This is a genomic window from Stenotrophomonas sp. P5_A9, from assembly GCF_056400525.1.
Genome location: NZ_JBFULC010000072.1, coordinates 1 through 18,610 on the forward strand (window position 1 = coordinate 1; position 18,610 = coordinate 18,610).

General features: G+C 59.9%; 19 protein-coding genes. 11 read left to right on the top strand and 8 right to left on the bottom strand.

The window, feature by feature from the left end; translation table 11 throughout:
- Positions 1-20: 20 nt before the first annotated feature.
- The 5 genes from AC1DR7_RS17635 to AC1DR7_RS17655 all read left to right on the top strand — a co-directional run bounded on the left by AC1DR7_RS17635 (position 21) and on the right by AC1DR7_RS17655 (position 4,072).
- Positions 21-431, top strand: coding sequence for a low affinity iron permease family protein (locus AC1DR7_RS17635; RefSeq protein ID WP_478076589.1), 411 nt, complete (start codon positions 21-23; stop codon positions 429-431).
- Between the two features lie 80 nt (positions 432-511).
- Entirely contained in the window at positions 512-1,003 is a 492-nt protein-coding gene (locus AC1DR7_RS17640; RefSeq protein ID WP_478076584.1) for a YciE/YciF ferroxidase family protein, read from the top strand.
- A 525-nt stretch (positions 1,004-1,528) separates the two neighbouring features.
- Positions 1,529-2,167: a DUF6766 family protein gene (locus AC1DR7_RS17645; RefSeq protein ID WP_478076585.1), complete on the top strand. Its 639-nt coding sequence runs from the start codon at positions 1,529-1,531 to the stop codon at positions 2,165-2,167.
- Positions 2,168-2,186: 19 nt separating this feature from the next.
- Entirely contained in the window at positions 2,187-2,732 is a 546-nt protein-coding gene (locus tag AC1DR7_RS17650) for a cysteine hydrolase family protein (RefSeq protein ID WP_478076586.1), read from the top strand.
- 686 nt (positions 2,733-3,418) lie between these two features.
- Positions 3,419-4,072, top strand: coding sequence for a LuxR C-terminal-related transcriptional regulator (locus AC1DR7_RS17655; RefSeq protein ID WP_293980153.1), 654 nt, complete (start codon positions 3,419-3,421; stop codon positions 4,070-4,072).
- 68 nt (positions 4,073-4,140) lie between these two features.
- Here AC1DR7_RS17655 and AC1DR7_RS17660 read toward each other — a convergent pair whose 3' ends face one another.
- Together AC1DR7_RS17660 and AC1DR7_RS17665 are read right to left on the bottom strand one after the other, a co-directional pair.
- Positions 4,141-4,320, bottom strand: coding sequence for a hypothetical protein (locus AC1DR7_RS17660; RefSeq protein ID WP_210433878.1), 180 nt, complete (start codon positions 4,318-4,320; stop codon positions 4,141-4,143).
- A 145-nt stretch (positions 4,321-4,465) separates the two neighbouring features.
- Positions 4,466-4,912, bottom strand: coding sequence for a BLUF domain-containing protein (locus AC1DR7_RS17665; protein WP_088434337.1), 447 nt, complete (start codon positions 4,910-4,912; stop codon positions 4,466-4,468).
- Between the two features lie 557 nt (positions 4,913-5,469).
- On the opposite strand from AC1DR7_RS17665, the gene AC1DR7_RS17670 reads away from it, so the two are divergent.
- The gene (locus tag AC1DR7_RS17670; RefSeq protein ID WP_478076587.1) at positions 5,470-7,269 is read left to right on the top strand and encodes a sensor domain-containing phosphodiesterase; all 1,800 of its coding nucleotides are present in this window, start codon (positions 5,470-5,472) and stop codon (positions 7,267-7,269) included.
- A gap of 64 nt (positions 7,270-7,333) precedes the next feature.
- On the opposite strand, the gene AC1DR7_RS17675 is transcribed toward AC1DR7_RS17670, so the two are convergent.
- The 3 genes from AC1DR7_RS17675 to AC1DR7_RS17685 form a co-directional block, all read right to left on the bottom strand.
- Entirely contained in the window at positions 7,334-7,720 is a 387-nt protein-coding gene (locus AC1DR7_RS17675; protein WP_457321421.1) for a hypothetical protein, read from the bottom strand.
- A gap of 121 nt (positions 7,721-7,841) precedes the next feature.
- On the bottom strand, positions 7,842-8,177 hold the full coding sequence (locus tag AC1DR7_RS17680) for a type 2 periplasmic-binding domain-containing protein (RefSeq protein WP_478052452.1): 336 nt from the start codon (positions 8,175-8,177) through the stop codon (positions 7,842-7,844).
- A 1-nt stretch (position 8,178) separates the two neighbouring features.
- Complete coding sequence (locus tag AC1DR7_RS17685; protein ID WP_478076590.1) at positions 8,179-8,685, bottom strand: LysR substrate-binding domain-containing protein; 507 nt, start codon at positions 8,683-8,685, stop codon at positions 8,179-8,181.
- 127 nt (positions 8,686-8,812) lie between these two features.
- Between AC1DR7_RS17685 and AC1DR7_RS17690 the strand changes: the two genes are divergently transcribed.
- On the top strand, positions 8,813-9,397 hold the full coding sequence (locus tag AC1DR7_RS17690; RefSeq protein ID WP_457322007.1) for a LysE family translocator: 585 nt from the start codon (positions 8,813-8,815) through the stop codon (positions 9,395-9,397).
- An 18-nt stretch (positions 9,398-9,415) separates the two neighbouring features.
- On the top strand, positions 9,416-10,036 hold the full coding sequence (locus AC1DR7_RS17695) for an NADPH-dependent FMN reductase (RefSeq protein ID WP_478053071.1): 621 nt from the start codon (positions 9,416-9,418) through the stop codon (positions 10,034-10,036).
- Positions 10,037-10,538: 502 nt separating this feature from the next.
- Here AC1DR7_RS17695 and AC1DR7_RS17700 read toward each other — a convergent pair.
- Positions 10,539-11,144 (bottom strand): hypothetical protein, encoded by a 606-nt coding sequence (locus tag AC1DR7_RS17700; RefSeq protein WP_478076588.1) that lies wholly within the window; start codon positions 11,142-11,144, stop codon positions 10,539-10,541.
- 1,575 nt (positions 11,145-12,719) lie between these two features.
- On the opposite strand from AC1DR7_RS17700, the gene AC1DR7_RS17705 reads away from it, so the two are divergent.
- Positions 12,720-14,261 carry an EAL domain-containing protein gene (locus AC1DR7_RS17705; RefSeq protein WP_457321300.1) on the top strand — a complete coding sequence of 514 codons (1,542 nt, stop codon included), beginning with the start codon at positions 12,720-12,722 and terminating at the stop codon, positions 14,259-14,261.
- Between the two features lie 441 nt (positions 14,262-14,702).
- The gene (locus AC1DR7_RS17710) at positions 14,703-16,283 is read left to right on the top strand and encodes a sensor domain-containing diguanylate cyclase (RefSeq protein WP_478052205.1); all 1,581 of its coding nucleotides are present in this window, start codon (positions 14,703-14,705) and stop codon (positions 16,281-16,283) included.
- 206 nt (positions 16,284-16,489) lie between these two features.
- Here AC1DR7_RS17710 and AC1DR7_RS17715 read toward each other — a convergent pair whose 3' ends face one another.
- Both AC1DR7_RS17715 and AC1DR7_RS17720 read right to left on the bottom strand, forming a co-directional pair.
- The gene (locus AC1DR7_RS17715) at positions 16,490-16,924 is read right to left on the bottom strand and encodes a hypothetical protein (protein ID WP_457319939.1); all 435 of its coding nucleotides are present in this window, start codon (positions 16,922-16,924) and stop codon (positions 16,490-16,492) included.
- 244 nt (positions 16,925-17,168) lie between these two features.
- Entirely contained in the window at positions 17,169-17,507 is a 339-nt protein-coding gene (locus AC1DR7_RS17720) for a helix-turn-helix domain-containing protein (protein WP_088434121.1), read from the bottom strand.
- Positions 17,508-17,618: 111 nt separating this feature from the next.
- On the opposite strand from AC1DR7_RS17720, the gene AC1DR7_RS17725 reads away from it, so the two are divergent.
- Complete coding sequence (locus AC1DR7_RS17725) at positions 17,619-18,392, top strand: hypothetical protein (protein WP_457319937.1); 774 nt, start codon at positions 17,619-17,621, stop codon at positions 18,390-18,392.
- Positions 18,393-18,610: the final 218 nt, after the last annotated feature.

Below are 18,610 nucleotides of genomic sequence, written 5' to 3' on the forward strand. Positions count from 1 at the left end.
GAAACGTCTTTTTTAACCGGATCGCCTGCAGCGTTTCCAAGGCTTCTGGTTCGCTGAGCGCCTTTGTCGCTGCTTTGGGCGTTGTCATCGTCTGGGCAGGAAGCGGCCCGCTGTTTCGTTTCAACAACACTTGGCAGTTGGTCATCAATACGGGCACGACGATCRTCACCTTCCTGATGGTGTTCCTGATACAACACACCCAAAACGCCGACACCGCAGCAATTCACATCAAACTCGACGAGTTGATTCGCGTCACTCATAACGCCAATGACGAACTGCTCAACCTTGAACAAATGGATCAGGRCCGGCTGGAAGAGATCCGCCTGCGTTACGAACAGCTCGCTAAGACCGCCGCGCACTTGAAGGCCAAGAAGGACCGATGCATGCCCGGGGCCTGCGATGAAGAAACGGAGGAGCCGGCTGGTGTGTAGCCCAGCTTCACGATAACCAGATGAAAACTAACACCACGAAGCATAGCGTCTAACACCCACCCATCCGTAGGAACGCAGACATGGCGATCAAGACTGCCGAAGACCTCTTCATCCACGAGCTGTCTGACATCTACAGCGCTGAAAAACAGCTCACCAAAGCTCTGCCTCGCTTGGCCCGGGCTGCGTCCAACCCAGAACTCGCCACCGCTTTCGAGACCCATTTGGAGGAGACCCAAGGCCAGATCGAGCGCATCGACCGGGTTGTCGAACTTCTGGGAATCCGGCTCAAGCRCATCAAATGCGCCGCGATGGAGGGATTGGTAGAGGAGGGCAAAGAGGCGATCGACAGCATCGAAGAGGGACCAGTCCGTGACTCTGCGTTGATCGGTGGGGCGCAGAAGGTCGAACATTACGAAATTGCCTGCTACGGAACCATCGCAGCCTTGGCCAAGCAGTTGGGTTACAAGGCCGCTGTTCCGCTTCTTCTAGAGACACTTGAAGAAGAGAAGGCCACCGACGAGAAGCTCACCCTGTTGGCCCAATCCGGCGGCAATGCTGCAGCAGTCGCATAGTTCTGGACGCCGTCGCAATGCTGCGATGGCGATTTTTTGTCTGCCCCCTTTTGGAGTCAGTCATGGAAAGAGATCAGAAAGACCCACCCCTTCCGGGGGAAAACAACGCCAAAGAGTCGCCCGCGGAGCAACGAGCCCGAGAGGCGCGCACGCAACGCAACCATGAAGAAGCACTGGAAGAAACGTTCCCGGCGAGTGACCCCATTTCACCATTTGTGCCCGCCAAACCCCCGGTGGACGACAGCACCTCGGGCTCCTCCGACGCTCAGCGCTCAATTGGGGACCGCCCTAGCCCTGGCCAGGGCGTCAAGGGCAGCGAAACCGGGTCGGGGAGTGCTCCCGATCCGTCGGGAAGCACCCAGCCGAACTTCGGTGACGTTGGCAGCTCTGGAGGAACGCCAGGCTTTGCAGGTTGATTAGAAAAAAGGCGACGCTGAGGTGTCGCCTTTTCGTTCAGCCCCCTGTTCCATCGGCTCCAAACCTCCCCACGGTCTGGCAGACGCACAACATTAGGCACTACTGGCCATGTGGAAAAGAAACGGCTTATCGATAGTCCTGTTCCTATTACTGATCTGCTTCTTGTTGGGACAGATCTGGACCGGGTTCTTGACACACAATGAAGAGCYCAAGGAAGCACATAGGCCCCTGTTGGGGCTATGGGAGTACCTCCACAGCGGTCACTTCGTTAGCGCCACCTTCGAGAATTGGGAAAGTGAGTTCTTGCAGATGGGGATGTATGTCCTTTTGACCGTAACCCTTCGCCAGAAGGGGTCGGCAGAGTCCAGGCCCCTCTCTCCCGATGAGGAAGAAGAGCGTGTTGAAGACGGGCCCACGCCATGGCCCGTGCGACGCGGGGGAGTGTGGAAGGCTCTCTATGGGCATTCCTTAGCTATTGCTTTCGGGCTCCTTTTCTTCATGAGCTTCTCTCTCCACTTGGCCGGCAGCTGGCGCGCTGAAGTCGACGAGATGGCCTTCAAAGGACTTCCGCCTCCCACGTGCTGGGAACACTTGTGGAGCAGCAGCTTCTGGTTTGAGTCGTTCCAGAATTGGCAGAGTGAGTTCTTGGCAGTGCTGTCACTGGTGATACTGACAATTTTCCTTCGCCAAAAGGATTCACCTCAGTCTAAGCCTATGGCTGCCCCCCACAGCCAAACGGGCGATTGAGCAATTCCGGGAGCCACGCATGAAGAAAACGACGCCCGCCCTGCTCATCGTTGACATGTTCAGTCGATTTGACTTCCCGGAGGCCGACTTGATTGCGAGCAGCGCGCTGAATGCTTCAAAGGCCGTCGCCCGCCTCCGGCAGCACTTCAAAGCCGAGGGCGATCCGGTGATTTACGCCAATGATAACTTTGCAAACTGGCAGATGGACTTCAAGGAGTTAGTTCAAGAATGCTTGGCTGCGGACGGCGTCTCGGCGAAGATTGCAACTCTGCTTCGCCCTGCTCTTGATGATTACTTCGTTCTGAAGCCCAAGCACTCCGCGTTCCTGGCAACCCCCTTAGCTGCCCTTCTCGCAAAGCTGGGATGCAATCAATTGGTGGTGTGCGGGATGGCCGCAGACTCCTGCATTGCCTCAACTTGCTTTGACAGCAACTCCCGGGAATACGAGACGGTTGTCGTTCCAGAGGCAATCGCGGGCATCGGAGCAAGGAAGGCAAGAGCGCTGCAACTGCTGGAGGACTCTCAGGCAGCAAAGGTGGTTCCGATAGATCGCTACCTCGGTTAGAGTCCTTCAGCCGCAGCCCAAGATGCCCTGCCCGCGCGACCAATGCTGGCTTGCACTGAGAAGTGTCGCCGACTCGCTGGGAAAGAACCTCTCCTACCCACGAAGAGATTTGTAGACGTTAATTAACGATGCGCTTGATGGCGGCCGCAGTAGGTGGCACATTTTCCATACGACACGGGAGCTTGCAGTTGGCGTTAGAAGAAAAAAGCCTTGGCCTAATGGCGGACCTGAGCATGGTGGCACAGGGTTTTCGCCCCTCCCCTTCGCGGGCGGCTGAGCTCGTGGATGCAGGATTTGTATGGGTAATGATTGCCAAACCGCCAGAGCACGGGCTTACCGCCTTGGGCAAGACCACGCTGATCTCCCTCGTCTGCGACGACGCCTCACTTGACCTCGCAGAGCTGGCGACGGCGGCTGAACTTTTGACTCCCTCCGTGACTGACTTCGCGTCTGGCACGGCGTTCTTGGATGAGCTTGAGTCGCGGGCCCGATCAGGTCAAAAAATTCGCCCTACTCTCGAACAGGGCGCCTTCTTGTTGTGGTTGCTAGCCGAGATGCCCAGCACAGCGCCCACCCCGCCGGCCCCCGTCTAGCTGCCAAGCACGAATGCCCGTCCCATGCCCTTTCCCCGTAGTCACCGGGTCTGCTAGCTTGGATCCCCCCGACCGAGGAACGCTGCAGTGGATATGGTTTGTAACCCGCCGGAGCGTAAGCAGTTCGGTAGTCTTCTGCTGGTCGACGGGCACACACTCGTGGCGGAGGGGACCGCAAAGCTACTGGAAAGCCGGTTCTCACGCATCTGGATTGCTTCAACGGCGGCGCGCTTCCAAGAGCTTGTCAGCCAAGTCCGCCCGACCTTGGTGATAGCCGATCTCTACTTGCCTGGCGCAAGTTGCATAGCTCTGATGGAGGGGACGCTGCAGCAGGAGGGGGCGCCGGCCTTCATCTTTCTCCCAGCAGAGGCCGGCCCGGACACTGTGACCCACGCGATAGCCGCCGGCGCGAAGGGATTTCTACACAGACGCTGTAGCAGCCAAGAGCTGTTTCGCGCGATCGATTGCATCATGGACGGATGCACGTATGTAGCAGCCAGCTTTCTTGCCTCGCAGGCGGAAGCGGAAGCTGCAGCCCCCAAGAGACGGCAGGCGATGCTGACCGCCAAGCAATTGCAGGTCCTGGAGCACGTGGCTTTGGGCATGAGGGCCCAAGATGTCGCGCAGAAGCTTCATCTTTCCACGCGCACGGTGGAATCCCACAAACGCGCCATCATGCGTCAACTGAATGTGGGCAACTCGCTGGAGATGGTTCGAGTGGCCCGGGAAGACGGAATTCTGACTTGAGCGTTCCCTGATACAGAAAAGGCTCGGCCTGGACGGCCGAGCCCTTGGCTCGTCAACGCTTGGGAAGCTTACTCTTCCTCGTCCTTGCCACCCTGCTGACCGGACCGCTCGCGCTTGCCGTTCTGGTCCTGCTGCTGTTGACCCTGGCGCTGGGTATCGCGATCCTGCTGCCCCTGCTGCCCCGGCTGGTTCTGCTGACCCGGTTGGTTCTGGCCGGGATTCGGACTCTGCTGATTCTGATTGCCCATGATCATTCTCCGTGTTCGGCATCACCATGAAGCCGATGGGCAAACCCTACGTTGCTATCAGTTAGGTTTCCGTAGCCTGACAGGTGCACACCTAGACAGGCCGCGCACCTTCCTAACTCGTTCACCATCCGAGCGGGATGGGCCTTTACGTTGTCGGAGGGGCCTGGACCGACCAGAACTCGGCCAGCAGACGCAGGCCTGGGTTGTGCTCAGCATCTTCTTCCAAGAAGGGGTGACTGCGCTCGCTCCAGCGTGCGGCTTCTATCTTCTGGATCATGGACGCGTCGGCATGCTGGCAAGCCATCGACCAGTTCCAGAAGTAGCGTTCTGGCACTTCACCACTGGTGAGCACCCGGATATCCGCATGCCGCTTGGACTGCTTGATGCGGTCAAAAACCGAGGCAACTCCCTCCTCGGGGCCTTCCAGGTATTGGAGAAAAGTTGTGCCGTCGTAGAGCAGCACCCCCGTCACATCCGCCATTCGATTTTGGGCCGACGCGTCGACGAGGATCTCTTCCAAATCCGAATTGTCGAGATTTGAAGAGGAGCGGCTGGCGTAGGCCAAGGCGTAAATAGGCGGGCTGTCGGTCATTCCCGCTATGATATCTCAGCGACTTCGGCCAACGGAGCGGAGTCCGCTGCCGGCGAATGGAACGCTGAATTGTTCACATAGAAGCCCTCATCGGATTGATCGGGCCCGTGAAAGGTTGATCATGGCTAGGGTGCCCATTGCTTGAGGGCTGAGCGCCACGATGCACAGATAGAGGAGATGCCGACGTGCTTGTCACTGAAAGATTCATCATCACCAATGTCACCGAGGCCAAGCGTTTGACGACCAGTGCAGTTGCTGAGCAGCCCGTATGGCCTGGGGCTGAAAGCATGGACATCGAGTGTCTGTCCTGCCACGGTCGCTGGGTGGCAGTGCTGACCGGGGCGGACGGCCTCGACCGTCGAGAGGGCGCAACCATCGTTTGTTGCCCAAAGTGTGGAGCAGCCGAACCGGTGCCGGACGTGGCGCTCCAGGACGAAGCGACACGGTAGTCATCAGAACCAGCGGGGTTGGGCCCAACTCATCAGGATTTCATGGGCTGTGGTTCGAATTAATGATATAGAGCTAACTTACCGTCGAATGGTTGCCGCGCAGTTGCTATGAATGTGCCTATCACCGAAGCTCAGGAACGGATGGCGGTTTTGGGAGCGATGCATGTTTTGGACTCGGAGTCCGGGCCATCCTTGGATCGCATCACCTCGCTGGCCGCCTTCGCCTTCAATGCTCCAGTGGCGTTCGTCTCAATTGTCGGAGACGACAAGCAGCGATTTATTTCCCGAATCGGCTTGCCGGTCGGTGAGACGGATATAAGGTTCTCCATCTGCGCCCATGCGATCGCCTGCAACGAGGTGATGGTCGTCCCGGATCTTCGGGAGGACCCGCGCTTTGAGAACAACCCATTGGTCGTCGCTCCGCCCCACCTGCTGTTTTATGCCGGAGCGCCCCTTGTGGCGAAGAACGGTGTCGCTATAGGCGCCATGTGCATCATGGACACAAAGGTGCGCGAGTTCTCAGAGCCAGAGCGCGCCCAGCTGTCCACTTTGGCCCAGTTGGTGATTGCGCAACTTGAGCTGAGAAACATGTCCGGCCGCCTGGAACCGGTCAGTGGAATTCCGAATCGACACCAGTTCCAGATTGACTATGCCGGCTTGGCGGAGAGGCACAGCGGCCGGCGAATGTTCGCGGTTCTTTTGGACGTGTTTGATATCCCTCGCGCCAATGAGGCCGGCCAAGCCCTCGGCATGCGGCCGCTGGAGGTCTTGATTCGTCGAGCAGGCGTCCGGCTGAAGTTAGCGCTGGAAGGTTTGGCGGACGTTTACCACGTCGGTGTGACACGCTTTGCGTTCTTGGTCGACCTACCCAGTCCAAAGGAATTGGAAGCGCTGGTGAACGAGCTTCGCCAGCGCATGTCCCGGCCATTGATGGCAGCGGCAGTTCCGATGTCTCCGCGCTTCTACGCGGGAATCTGCGCTGTGACTCTGGGCGCGGACACCGGTGACGATGTGATTCGTAAGGTATTGATCGGGCTGCATGAATCCTTCGAAGCGCGGCAGCCCTTCGCCTGGTATTCCGAGGAGCGCGACGATCGCATGCGTCGGGGATACCGTTTGGCCGCTGACGCAGAGCGCGGGCTCCGGAAGGACGAGTTTTATTTGCAATATCAACCGCGCTACCGCGCCTGTGACCTTCAGCCGGTGTCGGCGGAGGCCTTGCTTCGCTGGACGCACCCCCGCTTGGGGCCTGTGAGCCCAGGAGAGTTCATCCCGATATTTGAGCGGACCGCTTTGATGGAGGCTGTCACCCCGTGGGTGCTCGATGCTGCGCTGGATCAACTGGTCGCGTGGCGCGCCGCACGTCACTATTTAGCCCTCTCCATCAATCTGTCCGGCGCTGACCTTTCCTCTGAAGACGCTTGGACAAGACTTCGTTCAATGCTTGAGGCGCGCCGCCTGCCCTTTGACTGCATTGAAATTGAAATTACGGAGGGCGAGTGGCTACGCGCCGACTCGGTCGCCGGGCGTCAGATCAGAGCAATGGCCGATGCCGGCATCAAAATTGCGATTGACGACTTCGGGAGCGGCTACAGCAATTTCGGCTACTTGTCTGACCTGCCGATCGACACCATTAAGATGGATAAGTCCCTGATCGACAATCTGGAGACCGATCCCAAGGCCAAGCCCAAGGTCCTGGCGATCATTAACCTAGCTCGCGAGCTCGGCTACCACACTGTGGCAGAAGGTGTAGAGACACCGGCTCAACTCCGCTTTCTGCAGGAGCATGGATGCGATCAGATCCAAGGATATCTCCTCTCCCGCCCCCTCAATGCCGAAGCGCTACTTCAGGTTTTCAGTGACCGCGGAACCGGAGAGAGCGAGGACAAGGCCTCCGTGAATTCTTAGGAACCCTACCCGACGAGAAGTTGGATTCGTTTCCGTCGTGAACCTTTTGCGGCAGCGACCAAACCTACACCTGCAACGCATGTATCGCAGCACCTTCCGTGTAACGCTGATCCGCAATGGGTGTCGGCGTTTCCTTTTTGCTGGCCGCTCTCGGCTTCTTAGCTGGCCGCGGGCCGCGACCAAGGTCTCTTGCGGAGGCGATCAGTTGCGCCACACGGTGGTGAATGGCGGAGCCGCTGCCTGCCCCAAAGCCCACGAAGAAAAGCCAATACCCGTCCAAACGCACGGCGACCTCCTCCATGCCCGGCGTCGAATCGACGATACGGCAAAGGCCCTCCACCCACTCGGTTGGCGGTTGTTGGTCGAGCTGGGCAACAACGGCCACTTCGCCAGCGTCCAAGTCCATCACTTCAATGCGCACAACTTCGGGAGCCGGATTGCTGCTGGCCATCGGGGCTGTCTCTGGGGGGTCTTTGGCCGGAGTATCCACAGTGATCGCCAAGGCGTCGTCAACGCCTCATGACAGCGGCGTCAAGGCACAACCAGTGCTGCTCCCCTCGCAGCGCCCCATCTCACGCGGCCTGTTCCTTGAGCCAAGCAACCACAGTGGTAATGGCATGGCGGCGTGCCCGTGCGTCAACCGACAGGTTGGGACGGACAATCCAATAGGCATTGGGGACAGGCACTTCCTTCGAGCCAAAGGGCCTGAAGAGGGTTCCTTCCTTCACTGAAGCCTCAGCCAATCGACTGCGGGCAAGGGCCACCCCATGACCCAGCTCGGCTGAGCGAAGCACAAGATCGGAAGAGGCAAGTCGAGGCCCGCTGGCCAGTGACAAGGTTGAGGGACCATATGTGCGACGCCACTGCTCCCAGCTTGCGGAAGGATCCCGGTCATGAAGCAGGTTCATCTTAATCAGGAAATCGTTCTCCAGATTGCGACTGATTGCTCCAGATCGTCGGGCTCACAACCGGATAAAGCAATTCATCCATAAGGGGCTCGCATTGCAATCCAGGCCAAGGGCCTCTACCCATGCGGATCGCCAAGTCCACGTCCTGGAACGAGTTGTCCACGCGCTGATTGACCAGCACGGACAACTCCACTCTTGGATGCGCTCGCGCAAGGGAAGGCAGCCGGGGAAGCAGCCACCGGGTGGCAAAGGACGGCGCGACGCCCACTGTCACTGAACAGACGGAGTTCGCCTCGCGGGCCGCCTCGACGGCGTTGGCCATCTCCAGCAGCTGGGTTTGCAGACCGCTAGCCAGTTGCGCGCCTTGGGGCGTAGGGGCCCAGGACCCGGAATCGCGCTCAACAAGTGGTATGCCCATCCAAGCCTCGAGCTCGGCGAGGTAACGACTGACGGAGGAATGGGAAACGCCCAGTTCGCGAGCGCCGCCCGCACACCACCGTGGGCACATGCCAGAGCGAACGCGCGAAGGGCATTGAGAGGCAAGCGGTCCATGGCCTAAAGAATAGACCAGGTCGGTGCAGGCGCGCACCAGTATCTGGCTCAAGAATGGGGGTATCAGATGAAGGCGCAACCCTATGATCTTCAACTCATTCGCCGGTGCTGCGGGCGTGGTATTCGTGGCTGCATTAAGCCCGGGGCCGAATAATATCGTGGTGCTTCGGGCAGCAGCGGCTGGGGACGGCTCCCGCCCCTGGCCGGCCATTGGTGGCGTTGTCTGCGGGGGAATCGCGATGCTGGCAGGCACCATTGCGGCGGGTTCTGCCGTGCTAACGACGCCTCATTTTCGTTTGGGTGTCGCCATTGCGGGCGCCACCTACCTAGCTTGGCTAGGACTCACAATGATGCGTGGCTCGGCGAGCCCAGGCAAAGACTCTCCCCTGCCAGCTGGGTTCTATGGCGTGTTTGTGTTCCAGTTCTTGAACCCCAAAAGCTGGGTGATGGTTCTGTCCCTCGTTGCCGCGTTTCCACCAATGGGTGGGGCAATGACGTTTGCCTGGCTGGCGCCCATCTTTGTGGTGATTCCCACCGCATGCCTGCTCTTGTGGGCGGTAGCAGGTCGCCGTCTTGCCGGGATTCTGCGCACACCTGAATCGCAGCGTCGATTCGACCGAGCGATGGGCGCTGCGTTGATCACGGCTGCGGCCCTTCTTTTGCTTTGATACCCAAGGAGCCACCCCATGGCATACCCCGCTACTTCAATCCACGTCCTCGCTGTTGCTGGCAGTCTGAGACGGGACAGCTACAACCGACAACTCTTGAATGCGGCCGCCCAGATGGCACCGCCTCAGATGATCTTGAAGGTGCACGACACCATTGCCGACATTCCTATGTTTGACGAGGATCTAGAGGCCACGGGGGAACGCGGACTAGGCGGGGTTGCTCGTTTGCGCGCGGCCATCGCGGCAGCTGACGCGATACTCATAGCCACGCCCGAGTACAACCAGTCTCTGCCAGGCGTCCTGAAGAACACCATCGACTGGCTTTCCCGGAGCGGCGCAGCCGGTCCAGCCTTCGCGGGAAAGCCTGTGGCCATAACAGGAGCGACCGTAGGGCCTTGGGGCACCCGCTTGGCACAAGCACAGCTGCGGCACGCCCTGACGGCCGTGGGTGCCTTAACGATGCCGACGCCCCAGCTCTTCATCGCAGACGCCCCGCGCTCGTTCGATGTCCGCCAGGGCAATTTGGACGGTTCAATGGAGCTACGTCTCAGCAATTTTCTGCTTGCTTTCGAGAAGTGGATACGGCGCCTGCGCCCTGCTGTTCAACCGACTGATCAACCAGAGGCTGGCCCTCGATAGGAGAAGCACAATTGCCCAAGGGCGGCGTTCTTCCATATCCAGCAACCCAGTCAGTGGGATCAAGCCCCTAGAGCGGCGGCGACTCTGCATGGCGGAGAGTGAGACACCTGTCCAACGTCATAAGTATGGAAAACGACTGGCGGAGGATGGTCAGGGCAGGCGAATGGCACCGCACTGCGCAAATGATCAGTCGCCAAGCTACCGGTCATTTCCTTTGGTGCTTTGCCGCGCAGCCCGTATGGCGTGCCCCGCGAGAGCCTCGGCTGCCAAAAGCGCGTCTTTCAAAGACGGAAACGGGCGCCTCAAGTCCAGAAGAGCGCGGCCTGCATCCGGAGTAACGGCAAGCAGCACCCATCGATCAGGGGCGTCTTGCCAAACCTCGGCCAAATACCCTGTGTCCTCCGTCGCCAAACGAACGGAATAGAACCGGTCATCCGATTGATCTGTCCCCAAGCCACCCTCCACACCTAATTGGGCCGGCCCCACCCCTGGGCCCAGCACGTCACTCAGCCGATTGTATCGCCCAAGAAGTGTGTCCCAACACATCGAGCACGGCCTCCGCCCCGCCGGCGGCGTCCCAGATGTTAAGCAAGCCTTTGTTCACCTCCGCCGCCACCTTCTCCAGCTGAACTAAGTTGTGGAGTGGTCTAAAGTGCCGCTGCACTGCCGCGTGGACATCAAACCTAGGATCTGCGTCCTCATCCACAGACACGTCCTCATCCAGCGGGACTGGGCTTGAGCTTGGAGTCAGGAGCTGGCGCTTGGCCTCGAACAATGCGTTGACGTGTATCCACGGCTCTTGGTTGTAGTCCACGTCCACCCCAACCTCGTGGCCAATCAGTTCCAGCTTGCGGAGCACGGCCTTCTCCACAAGGGGCTTAGCGCCCGAAGCCCAGCGGTCGGGGAACAAATCCGGTCCCAGGGTCTGGCAGAACGCCTCGACCGCGAAAGCCGTCAGAACGACGGCGCCGGTAACCACGTGCAGCTTGGATGCGCCCTGTTCGCGGGCTGCCCGTCTCAGAACCCGGGCAGCGTGGTTCAGCTCTGGCCACGGGTGATAGGAAGCTTCACCCACCGCTCTAACCTTCTTCTTGATGTTCACTCGCATGCCCCCCCTTTCCGGCGGCGGGAGTATGCCAGACGGCATGGCGCTTCTCACCCCGTCCAGCGGGCGATTCCCTTCAAAAATGTGACGCGCATCGCCTGGGTTTTTAGCGGCGCCGAGCACCAACGTCACTTTCGGAAGACCCTTCCGATGGGCCCGGTTTGACATCTTGGTCGCCTCAGTCGGCGTTCGGATTCCACGTTCCATTACCCATCAGGGCAGACGCTAGCCCGCTCCAACCTGCATCGTCAGCTAGGCGGTCGCCGAGTCCGTGGTCCGAAAGAGGGCTGTGTCGGTTCCCAAGCTGTCGAGAACACGCTCGTTGCGGCTCTTTGGCGAACATCGTCCGGGGACTGCCCACAACCCTTCTTTGTTTCTTTCAACCTCCCACTCTGCCTCAGCCAAGGACAAATGATGGAGGTGAGGCCGACGGGCAGCCCGATGGATGGCATCGGCTAGCGCTTCCATTTCACTTCCAAACCAGCGGTAACCGTTGACGCAGATGGCGATGGGCTGATCCGACGGATGCGGATAATGCGGGAGGATCTCCTGCATCTGCTCTGCGGCTATCCCGACGGTGAGGTCCAGGAACATGGGCGTAGAAGCCCAATGAGCCATCGCGGAGCGGGCACTGGGGGTCATAGCTGATCCAAAGGGAGACCGGGGATGAACGGCAATAGTCCGATCGCGGGAGTACAGAGGCCGTGAGCGTCTCCATACTCGATAACACCGCTTTCGGTGGGGCGACTCATCCCCCTGCCTCGTGACCTTCTGTTTCCACCGCTTCCGGCGCCGAGGCAGCCCCTCCTGTGCTGCCCTCGGAAGGACCCTTCCTCAGTCCCTGCAGTGCCGCCAAAACTACCATCAAACCTTGATCGCTCTCCAAGGCCAGGTCATAGCGACTGCGCCGGGAGTGGTCGCGCTCGCTTATCCATGCCCGCCCACCCACCCCCAAGATGAAGTCAGTTGCGTCCATTAGCGATTCAAGGCGGGCGGCACGTGACTTGCGATCCAACTCTGCCTGATGGGCTTCAACCAGGGTCAACCTGCCTGAGAGAAACCATTGCCGTGGGCCGCCCGCCACGGCCTCGTCCCCCAAGTAGCCTTGCCGCAAGGCACTTCAGTAGCTGAGCAGTATCCAAGAGCCTCAGCCGCTTTTCTTCCCGGGTCAGGTATGGGGTTCGTTGTCCAGGCACGAATGGACCCGGATGGGTCTCCTCCAGCAAAACGGACGCTCGTTCACGGGCCTTCTGACACAGCGTTGCTTTGTCGCTGCCTGCGTAGGGATTCTTCATGCTGCGATCCTGACTTTACTGCTGGGGGCACAGTGAAGCGGCCCGAAAGCAGTGGCCGGTCTCTCGCCGCCGCAGAAAACCTGAATAGGCCACCGCCTGCCGACCACCAACTTACGGCCAATCCCCACTGCCTTCAAGCACCGGGCGGACACAACCCGCGACGCCCTACTCCCTGACACTCAAGAGAGCGCCCCTCCTTCCACCTGGCGGCGCAAAGTGCTATCAAATACCAGCGTTGGCGAGCACCTCCAAACACAGCCATTGCTTCCCAAGGCTCAAACAGATGCGCAAACGCAACAGGACCCAAGATGGCTTAGCTTTGGCAGCGGCCGTCGGGTTGACGATGTTGACCACTCTCGTAATCGCGCAGGCGGTTCTCTACGTGCAAGACGTCGAACGCGCGTCTGCGGCCGCCCGACTGGCAGTTGGTCAGGCAGAAGTGATCGCGCGCAGCAGCGCCGCAGCCGCCAAGCAAGCCTTGGCAACGCGCGGAGAAGATTGCTCCGACACAGATCTGCGAAACCTCAAAGCCATCGCCTTCAGTTCCAGCTACATGAGCGACGTGGGAAAGGTTCGCGACGGCCAAATCGTCTGCACGGCCCTATGGGGAGCCTTGGAGCCCCCCATGGTCTTGCCTGCCCCCAGGTTTCAGCGAAACGGAGCCGGCATTTGGAGGTCGTCTGACGTGCTCCATTCCCCCTACATCGCCACGAACATCGTGGTCCGGGGCAACGTCGCTACGGTGACTTCCCCGTCTGCATTTGACAATGTAGATCCGTCCAGGACCAGCCGCATTGTGATCGCCACAGCCAATGGCGAATACACGTTTAGGTCAGTTGAACCTGTCGCTGACGCACGGGACTGGCATCGAAACGACACGCTTGAGCGCAGCTATTGCAGCGACACGGTCGGAGTCTGCGCAGCAGTTACTTCACCGCGCACCGCGCTGTGGTCGTTGCCCTCCCACCTGCTCTCGACTTTCGCTGGCTTGGGACTGGTCACCGGCCTGTGCTTGGGGTGGATGGCAATCCGCTATCGCAACTTGAAAAGGAGCCTAGAGCAACGCCTACAGAGTGCGATAGAAAGCGGTGAGTTGACCATCGTGTTTCAGCCCCTTCGAAAGATATCCGACGGATCCACCGTTGGCTTCGAGGCGCTCGCCAGGTGGCATATCTCCCCCGAGGAGGAGATCGGTCCGGACATCTTTGTGCCCCTCGCCCAAGTCAATGGCTTTGGCCCTGTGCTTTCAAGATACGTCCTCGCCACCGCGCTTGATGACATCGAAGGAGTTCTTCTACCGGATGCCGAGCTCTACGTCTGCATCAACGTTGAGCCGGAGGATATTGCAGATGGCTCCTTCCCCGACTACGCGCTGAGCCAAGTTGAGAGTCGGCATTTGAGGCCGTTCCAAGTCTGTTTTGAAGTGACCGAACGCAACGACATCGTGACGCCAGAATTTTTCACAAACATGGCGCTCCTTCAAGGGGCAGGCTTCCGATTCCTCATCGATGATTTCGGAACGGGCCATTCGAACTTCTCCCACTTAGCTCGCACGAGCTTCAATGGCATCAAGATTGATCGTTTGTTTACGGGGGCCATTACGACCGACTCTCCGCTTCGTTCTGTTCTTCCCGCCGTTTATGAGCTAGCACTCAAGTTGAACCTGGACGTGACCATCGAGGGCATTGAAACGTCGGCCGAGGCGGCCATGCTCCGCAGCCTCGCCCCGCAGGCGATTGGCCAAGGGTGGTTCTTCGGCCGGCCCGTAAATGCGCGAGAACTCGCCAGCCGACGCGCGCCACTGGACTCAGTGCTTGACTCTTGAATGAACTCCTCACCGCCTTTCCACGCTCTGTCTACATCTTGGATGGAATGATCGACACTGCCTTGGGTCATCCAACTTAGACCCGAGGCCGGCCGCGCGCCGCTGGATTGCCCGCCCACGATGTTCTCCCCCAGATGATCGTGGTGAGTTTCAGGCAATGACGCCCCATTGGTGGCCGTCGTGACCAGCGGGTGCGGCACTTTTTTGCAAGGCTGATCCTGCACCGGGGTCTCAACCGCTGTGCGCTTAACCATTAAGGGCTAGATCGCGTCAGTGGCGTTGCCGTTAATGCCGTTTGTTCATCGCCTGTCAGTCATCGTAGGCTTGAGTTAGACAAGGGACGCAGCCGACGCCCCTTGCCTGGTGCCCCTGCCCTCAACACCGAATCTTGTGCTGCTGGCCTGAGGCAATTATGGAATCGTACGAAGGGACGCAGGACATATGAGGAAGATCGCCAAACACCTTAATCTCCAACGGTTGATCGTCGGGCTCGCCATTCTCTCAGCTGGGGTCATGTTGGCAAATGCGGTGTTTGCGGCGTATCAGGTCCAACGCGAGCAGCTGATCAATAACGCACTTGAGTCCAACCGCGTCTATGCCCACAAGCTCGCGCAGACCACCCATAATTTTCTGGTATCGACCCAGCAGCAGCTGGAATACAGCGCACGGGCCATTGGAGCCGGAGGCATGGGCAGTGGCGTCGATTCCGCAGAGGCACATCGACTGCAATCCCAGACAAATGCATTCAACTCGGTTGTGGTGGTGGACAACCAAGGACGAGTGACGGCATCTTCCCCGACCCTACCGCAGATCGACGGCCAGGTTCTTTCCAGCTTAGCCAACTCCTTAGCGATCGCCAGTCGCGCCCCGCTCGTGAGCAACCCCTACGTTTCTGCGACCGGCAAGTTAGTCCTGACCATCTCGCAACCAATCTTTGACCCGTCTGGGGACTACCAAGGCTACATCAGCGCGTCCATCCACTTGAAGGAGCCCAACGTGCTCCATACCCTACTTGGAACGCACTACTACCGGGACGGGTCGTATCTTTACGTCGTAGGCCAGGACGGAAAGCTGCTCTATCACCCCGAACCTGACCGGGTGGGCGAATCGGCGTTAAAAAATGAAGTGGTCAAGGCCGTTTCTCGCGGAGAAGCCGGTGCCATGCCCACGATCAACAGCCATGGGGTGCATATGTTGGCCGGGTATGCGCCTATCCCAGCCGTGCATTGGGGCATCGTTTCTCAACGTCCCGTCGAGGCTACCCTGCGGCCGCTGACACGCCTGATGAACACTGTGCTGCTCAACGCCGCCCCTCTGGGCATCCTCTCGCTTCTGCTGATCTGGGTGGTTTCCCGGCGCATTTCACGGCCATTGTGGCAGCTGGCATCGACGGCCCAGAACAGCGATGTGTCTCAGGCGATTCTGACCGTGACTGCGGTTGATACGTGGTATTACGAAGCAGATGAACTACAGAAGGCCGTGCTGATCAGTTTCAATGCGTTCAACGACCGAATTGGTCGGCTGGACCAGGCCGTACTGACCGATCCACTGACCGGCTTGCTCAACCGCCGGGGTCTGGAAAGAGCGCTAGGTTTTCTGTCCAACTCGGGAACGCGGTTTGCGATCATTGCCTTGGACATTGACCATTTCAAGAAGGTCAATGACCGCCACGGTCATGAGGTAGGCGACGGGGTAATTGCGGGTGTGGCCGATCTGATGCGACAGAACTCCCGGGCAGAAGATGTCCTCTGTCGCATCGGGGGCGAGGAATTCTTGCTGCTGTTGCCCGACGTGAGCGCTGAGACCGCTGAGTTCGTCGCCGAGCGGCTCCGCAGAAGCATCCACGACCACGCATTCCCCATCGTCGGCAGCATCACTGTCTCCATGGGCGTCAGTCATTTCCCAGAAACACACGAGGACGCCGACCACGCCATTCGGCAGGCCGACAAGGCCCTATACAAGGCTAAGGGCGAGGGGCGCGATCGGGTGGTCAGCTATCGCCGTAGGAGGGCGGATCGTTAAGCCAGGGGCCGCTGGCTGCTGCCCGCAAGCCCATGCGGGTAGCTCCAGCACCTCCGGCGATGCTACCGCTGAACGCCCCTGTGCATGACGTGCGAGGCGCCTGTCCAAGAGCCTCACCGTCGCTGCCAGCAATGCCCGCTCATCTGGGAGGGAGCCCGCCCTAGACAGCAACAACAGCTCCTGCGCAAAGTTGAGCAACCACGTGGTCACCCTGCTCCACGGCTCAACAGAAAAGCAACGAACTGCGTCTGGTCGGCCTCCTTGGCGTGTTCCAGCGGATCACCTTCATTGACGTCCGCCCCGCGGTCGAGCAACAGGGTCGCGAGCCTGATCTTTTCGTCAGTGTTCAAGAGGTCGTCTCGAGCGAGCCACACCAAAGCCGGCTCGTCGTCTTCGTCTTCGGTGCAGGGGTATGCGTCGGCCGCAATACCGGCATCCAAGAGGGCGGCCACCAGGTGCAGATCTGCGCCAAGGCATGCGTGATGAAGCTGGGGGAACGGAAGCTCTTGCCCTCTGGCGTGAAGGGGCGGAGGCAATCCGTCCAAGGCCTCGTGCATCTCGTCGAAGATCGCTTTGAAATCGGGGTTTCTCGCGTATGCCTTGCCCCAGCCCGATATTTCAGCTCTTGCTTCCATGTCCATCCGACGCTCCCTATTGATTGTCACAGATACAACTTCGCTCAGCCCACGAACTGAAGACTACCGCTCATGGGCCCGACGATGCCCTTCTTGCGGGACCGTTCCCCGGCGCCTCATCGACTAACGGCGGCACCTAGGGGTTTCTTGAGGCAACACCCGCCCAAGCCGTATGCAAGGCCGAGGGAGGTGGGTCACGACGCAAGCCTTTTAATCGATCCCGCTGCAAAAAGCCGCGAGCGGGCGAACCTCAGCCCTTGGTCTTGCCAGCAAACTCCTTGAGCTTCTCGAGGGCCTCCCTTTGCTTGGCCAACGGCAGCTTGCTCACGAGCAAGATCACCTCGGCCAACACGTCTGATGTCGCGTGGAAATACGCGACCGGCAAACCGAGCGCTTTTGCCAACGCCTCAGACGTAGCCGGGTCCGGGTCGTGCTGCCCGGTCTCGTAGCGGCTCACTCGGGTCGCCCCAGAGACTGAGTCCACCATCCCAATGCGCTCGGCCAGTTGTGCCTGCGTCCAGCCTCGAGCAATCCGCGCACTGCGCAGTCGTTTGCCGTAGATCGTCGAGGGCGTCTTGGGTTGCGGCATCCGAAAACTTGCACCACAGCTGAATTCCCTCTCAGTTTGACGGTTGGAACTCGGTTGCACATCTGCGATTATCGTAAATGCCGCCGGGTTGGCGGTCTACAGGGGCTGCATATGAAGCACTCACGACACGGAGCGGTCGCCTCGCTCCTTGCACTGTCTTTCTCCCTCCCCGCCCTCGCCCAGGAAGAGGTGCCGGCGGCTCCGAACAAGCCCGGCTTCTTCCGTCAGCTTGGGACCAGCCTCAAGGACGCCGGGCAGCAGGCCATCGGCGTCAATTCCTCCCCCACGAACCGGGCGCCCCCTGGACGCTCGAACGGCTTGGGAGCCGCCTACACGCCTCTCAGTGGAGCTGGCAAGCTGCCCAACCTCTTCAGGGCGGACAACCACCAACAGGCTCAGCTTGGGAAGCTTGATTGGCCGAGGGTGGCGCTGACCATCCAGGAATGGGGTGCTTCCCTGCCGTGTTGGACCATTGAGGCCAGGATTTGGACAAGCCCGACTGCGTCGACCACCGAGAGCTTCCGAACCTGCTCCGATGCCCCACTGACGGAGACGGATGACCTGGGCGATACAGCGGAGCTCAACACGTCGGCCCTCTGGAAGGGGCGGGACACGCTGACGGGCATTCGAGTGCCTGCGGGCAAGCCCAACACCGGGGCCGGCCGCTCGACCGGTCCTAATCCGCCCAGCCAGCCCTTTGTGGTCAACGTAAGCCGCCCGGGTGTGTCCGACCGAGCCGTTGAGGTGGCCCTTCGGGTGGCATGGGTCTCTGGCTTCATCCAGACCACGGACCTCCATCCCGGCCCCAGCGGGATCCTCACCCCATTTAGGGATGGCCGCATGTGGATCGCCGGGTTCCAGCCCGATGGCAACCGCGACCGCTAACCACCAGGGCCGAAGAGCCCATCCAAAGGAATAGAAGCGATGAAAGCATGGACTTTGGCCGCTGCGGCGGCCCTCACGCTGACCGCCTGCAGCGGCAAGCCGTCCGCGGCGGAGGCCCGGCAGGCCTTGGCCGACCTCATGGCCCAGAGCGCCTCAGCGCCTGTCATCACCATCGAAGGATTCACCCTGACCGGTTGCAAGCGGGCCGAGGCCACGGA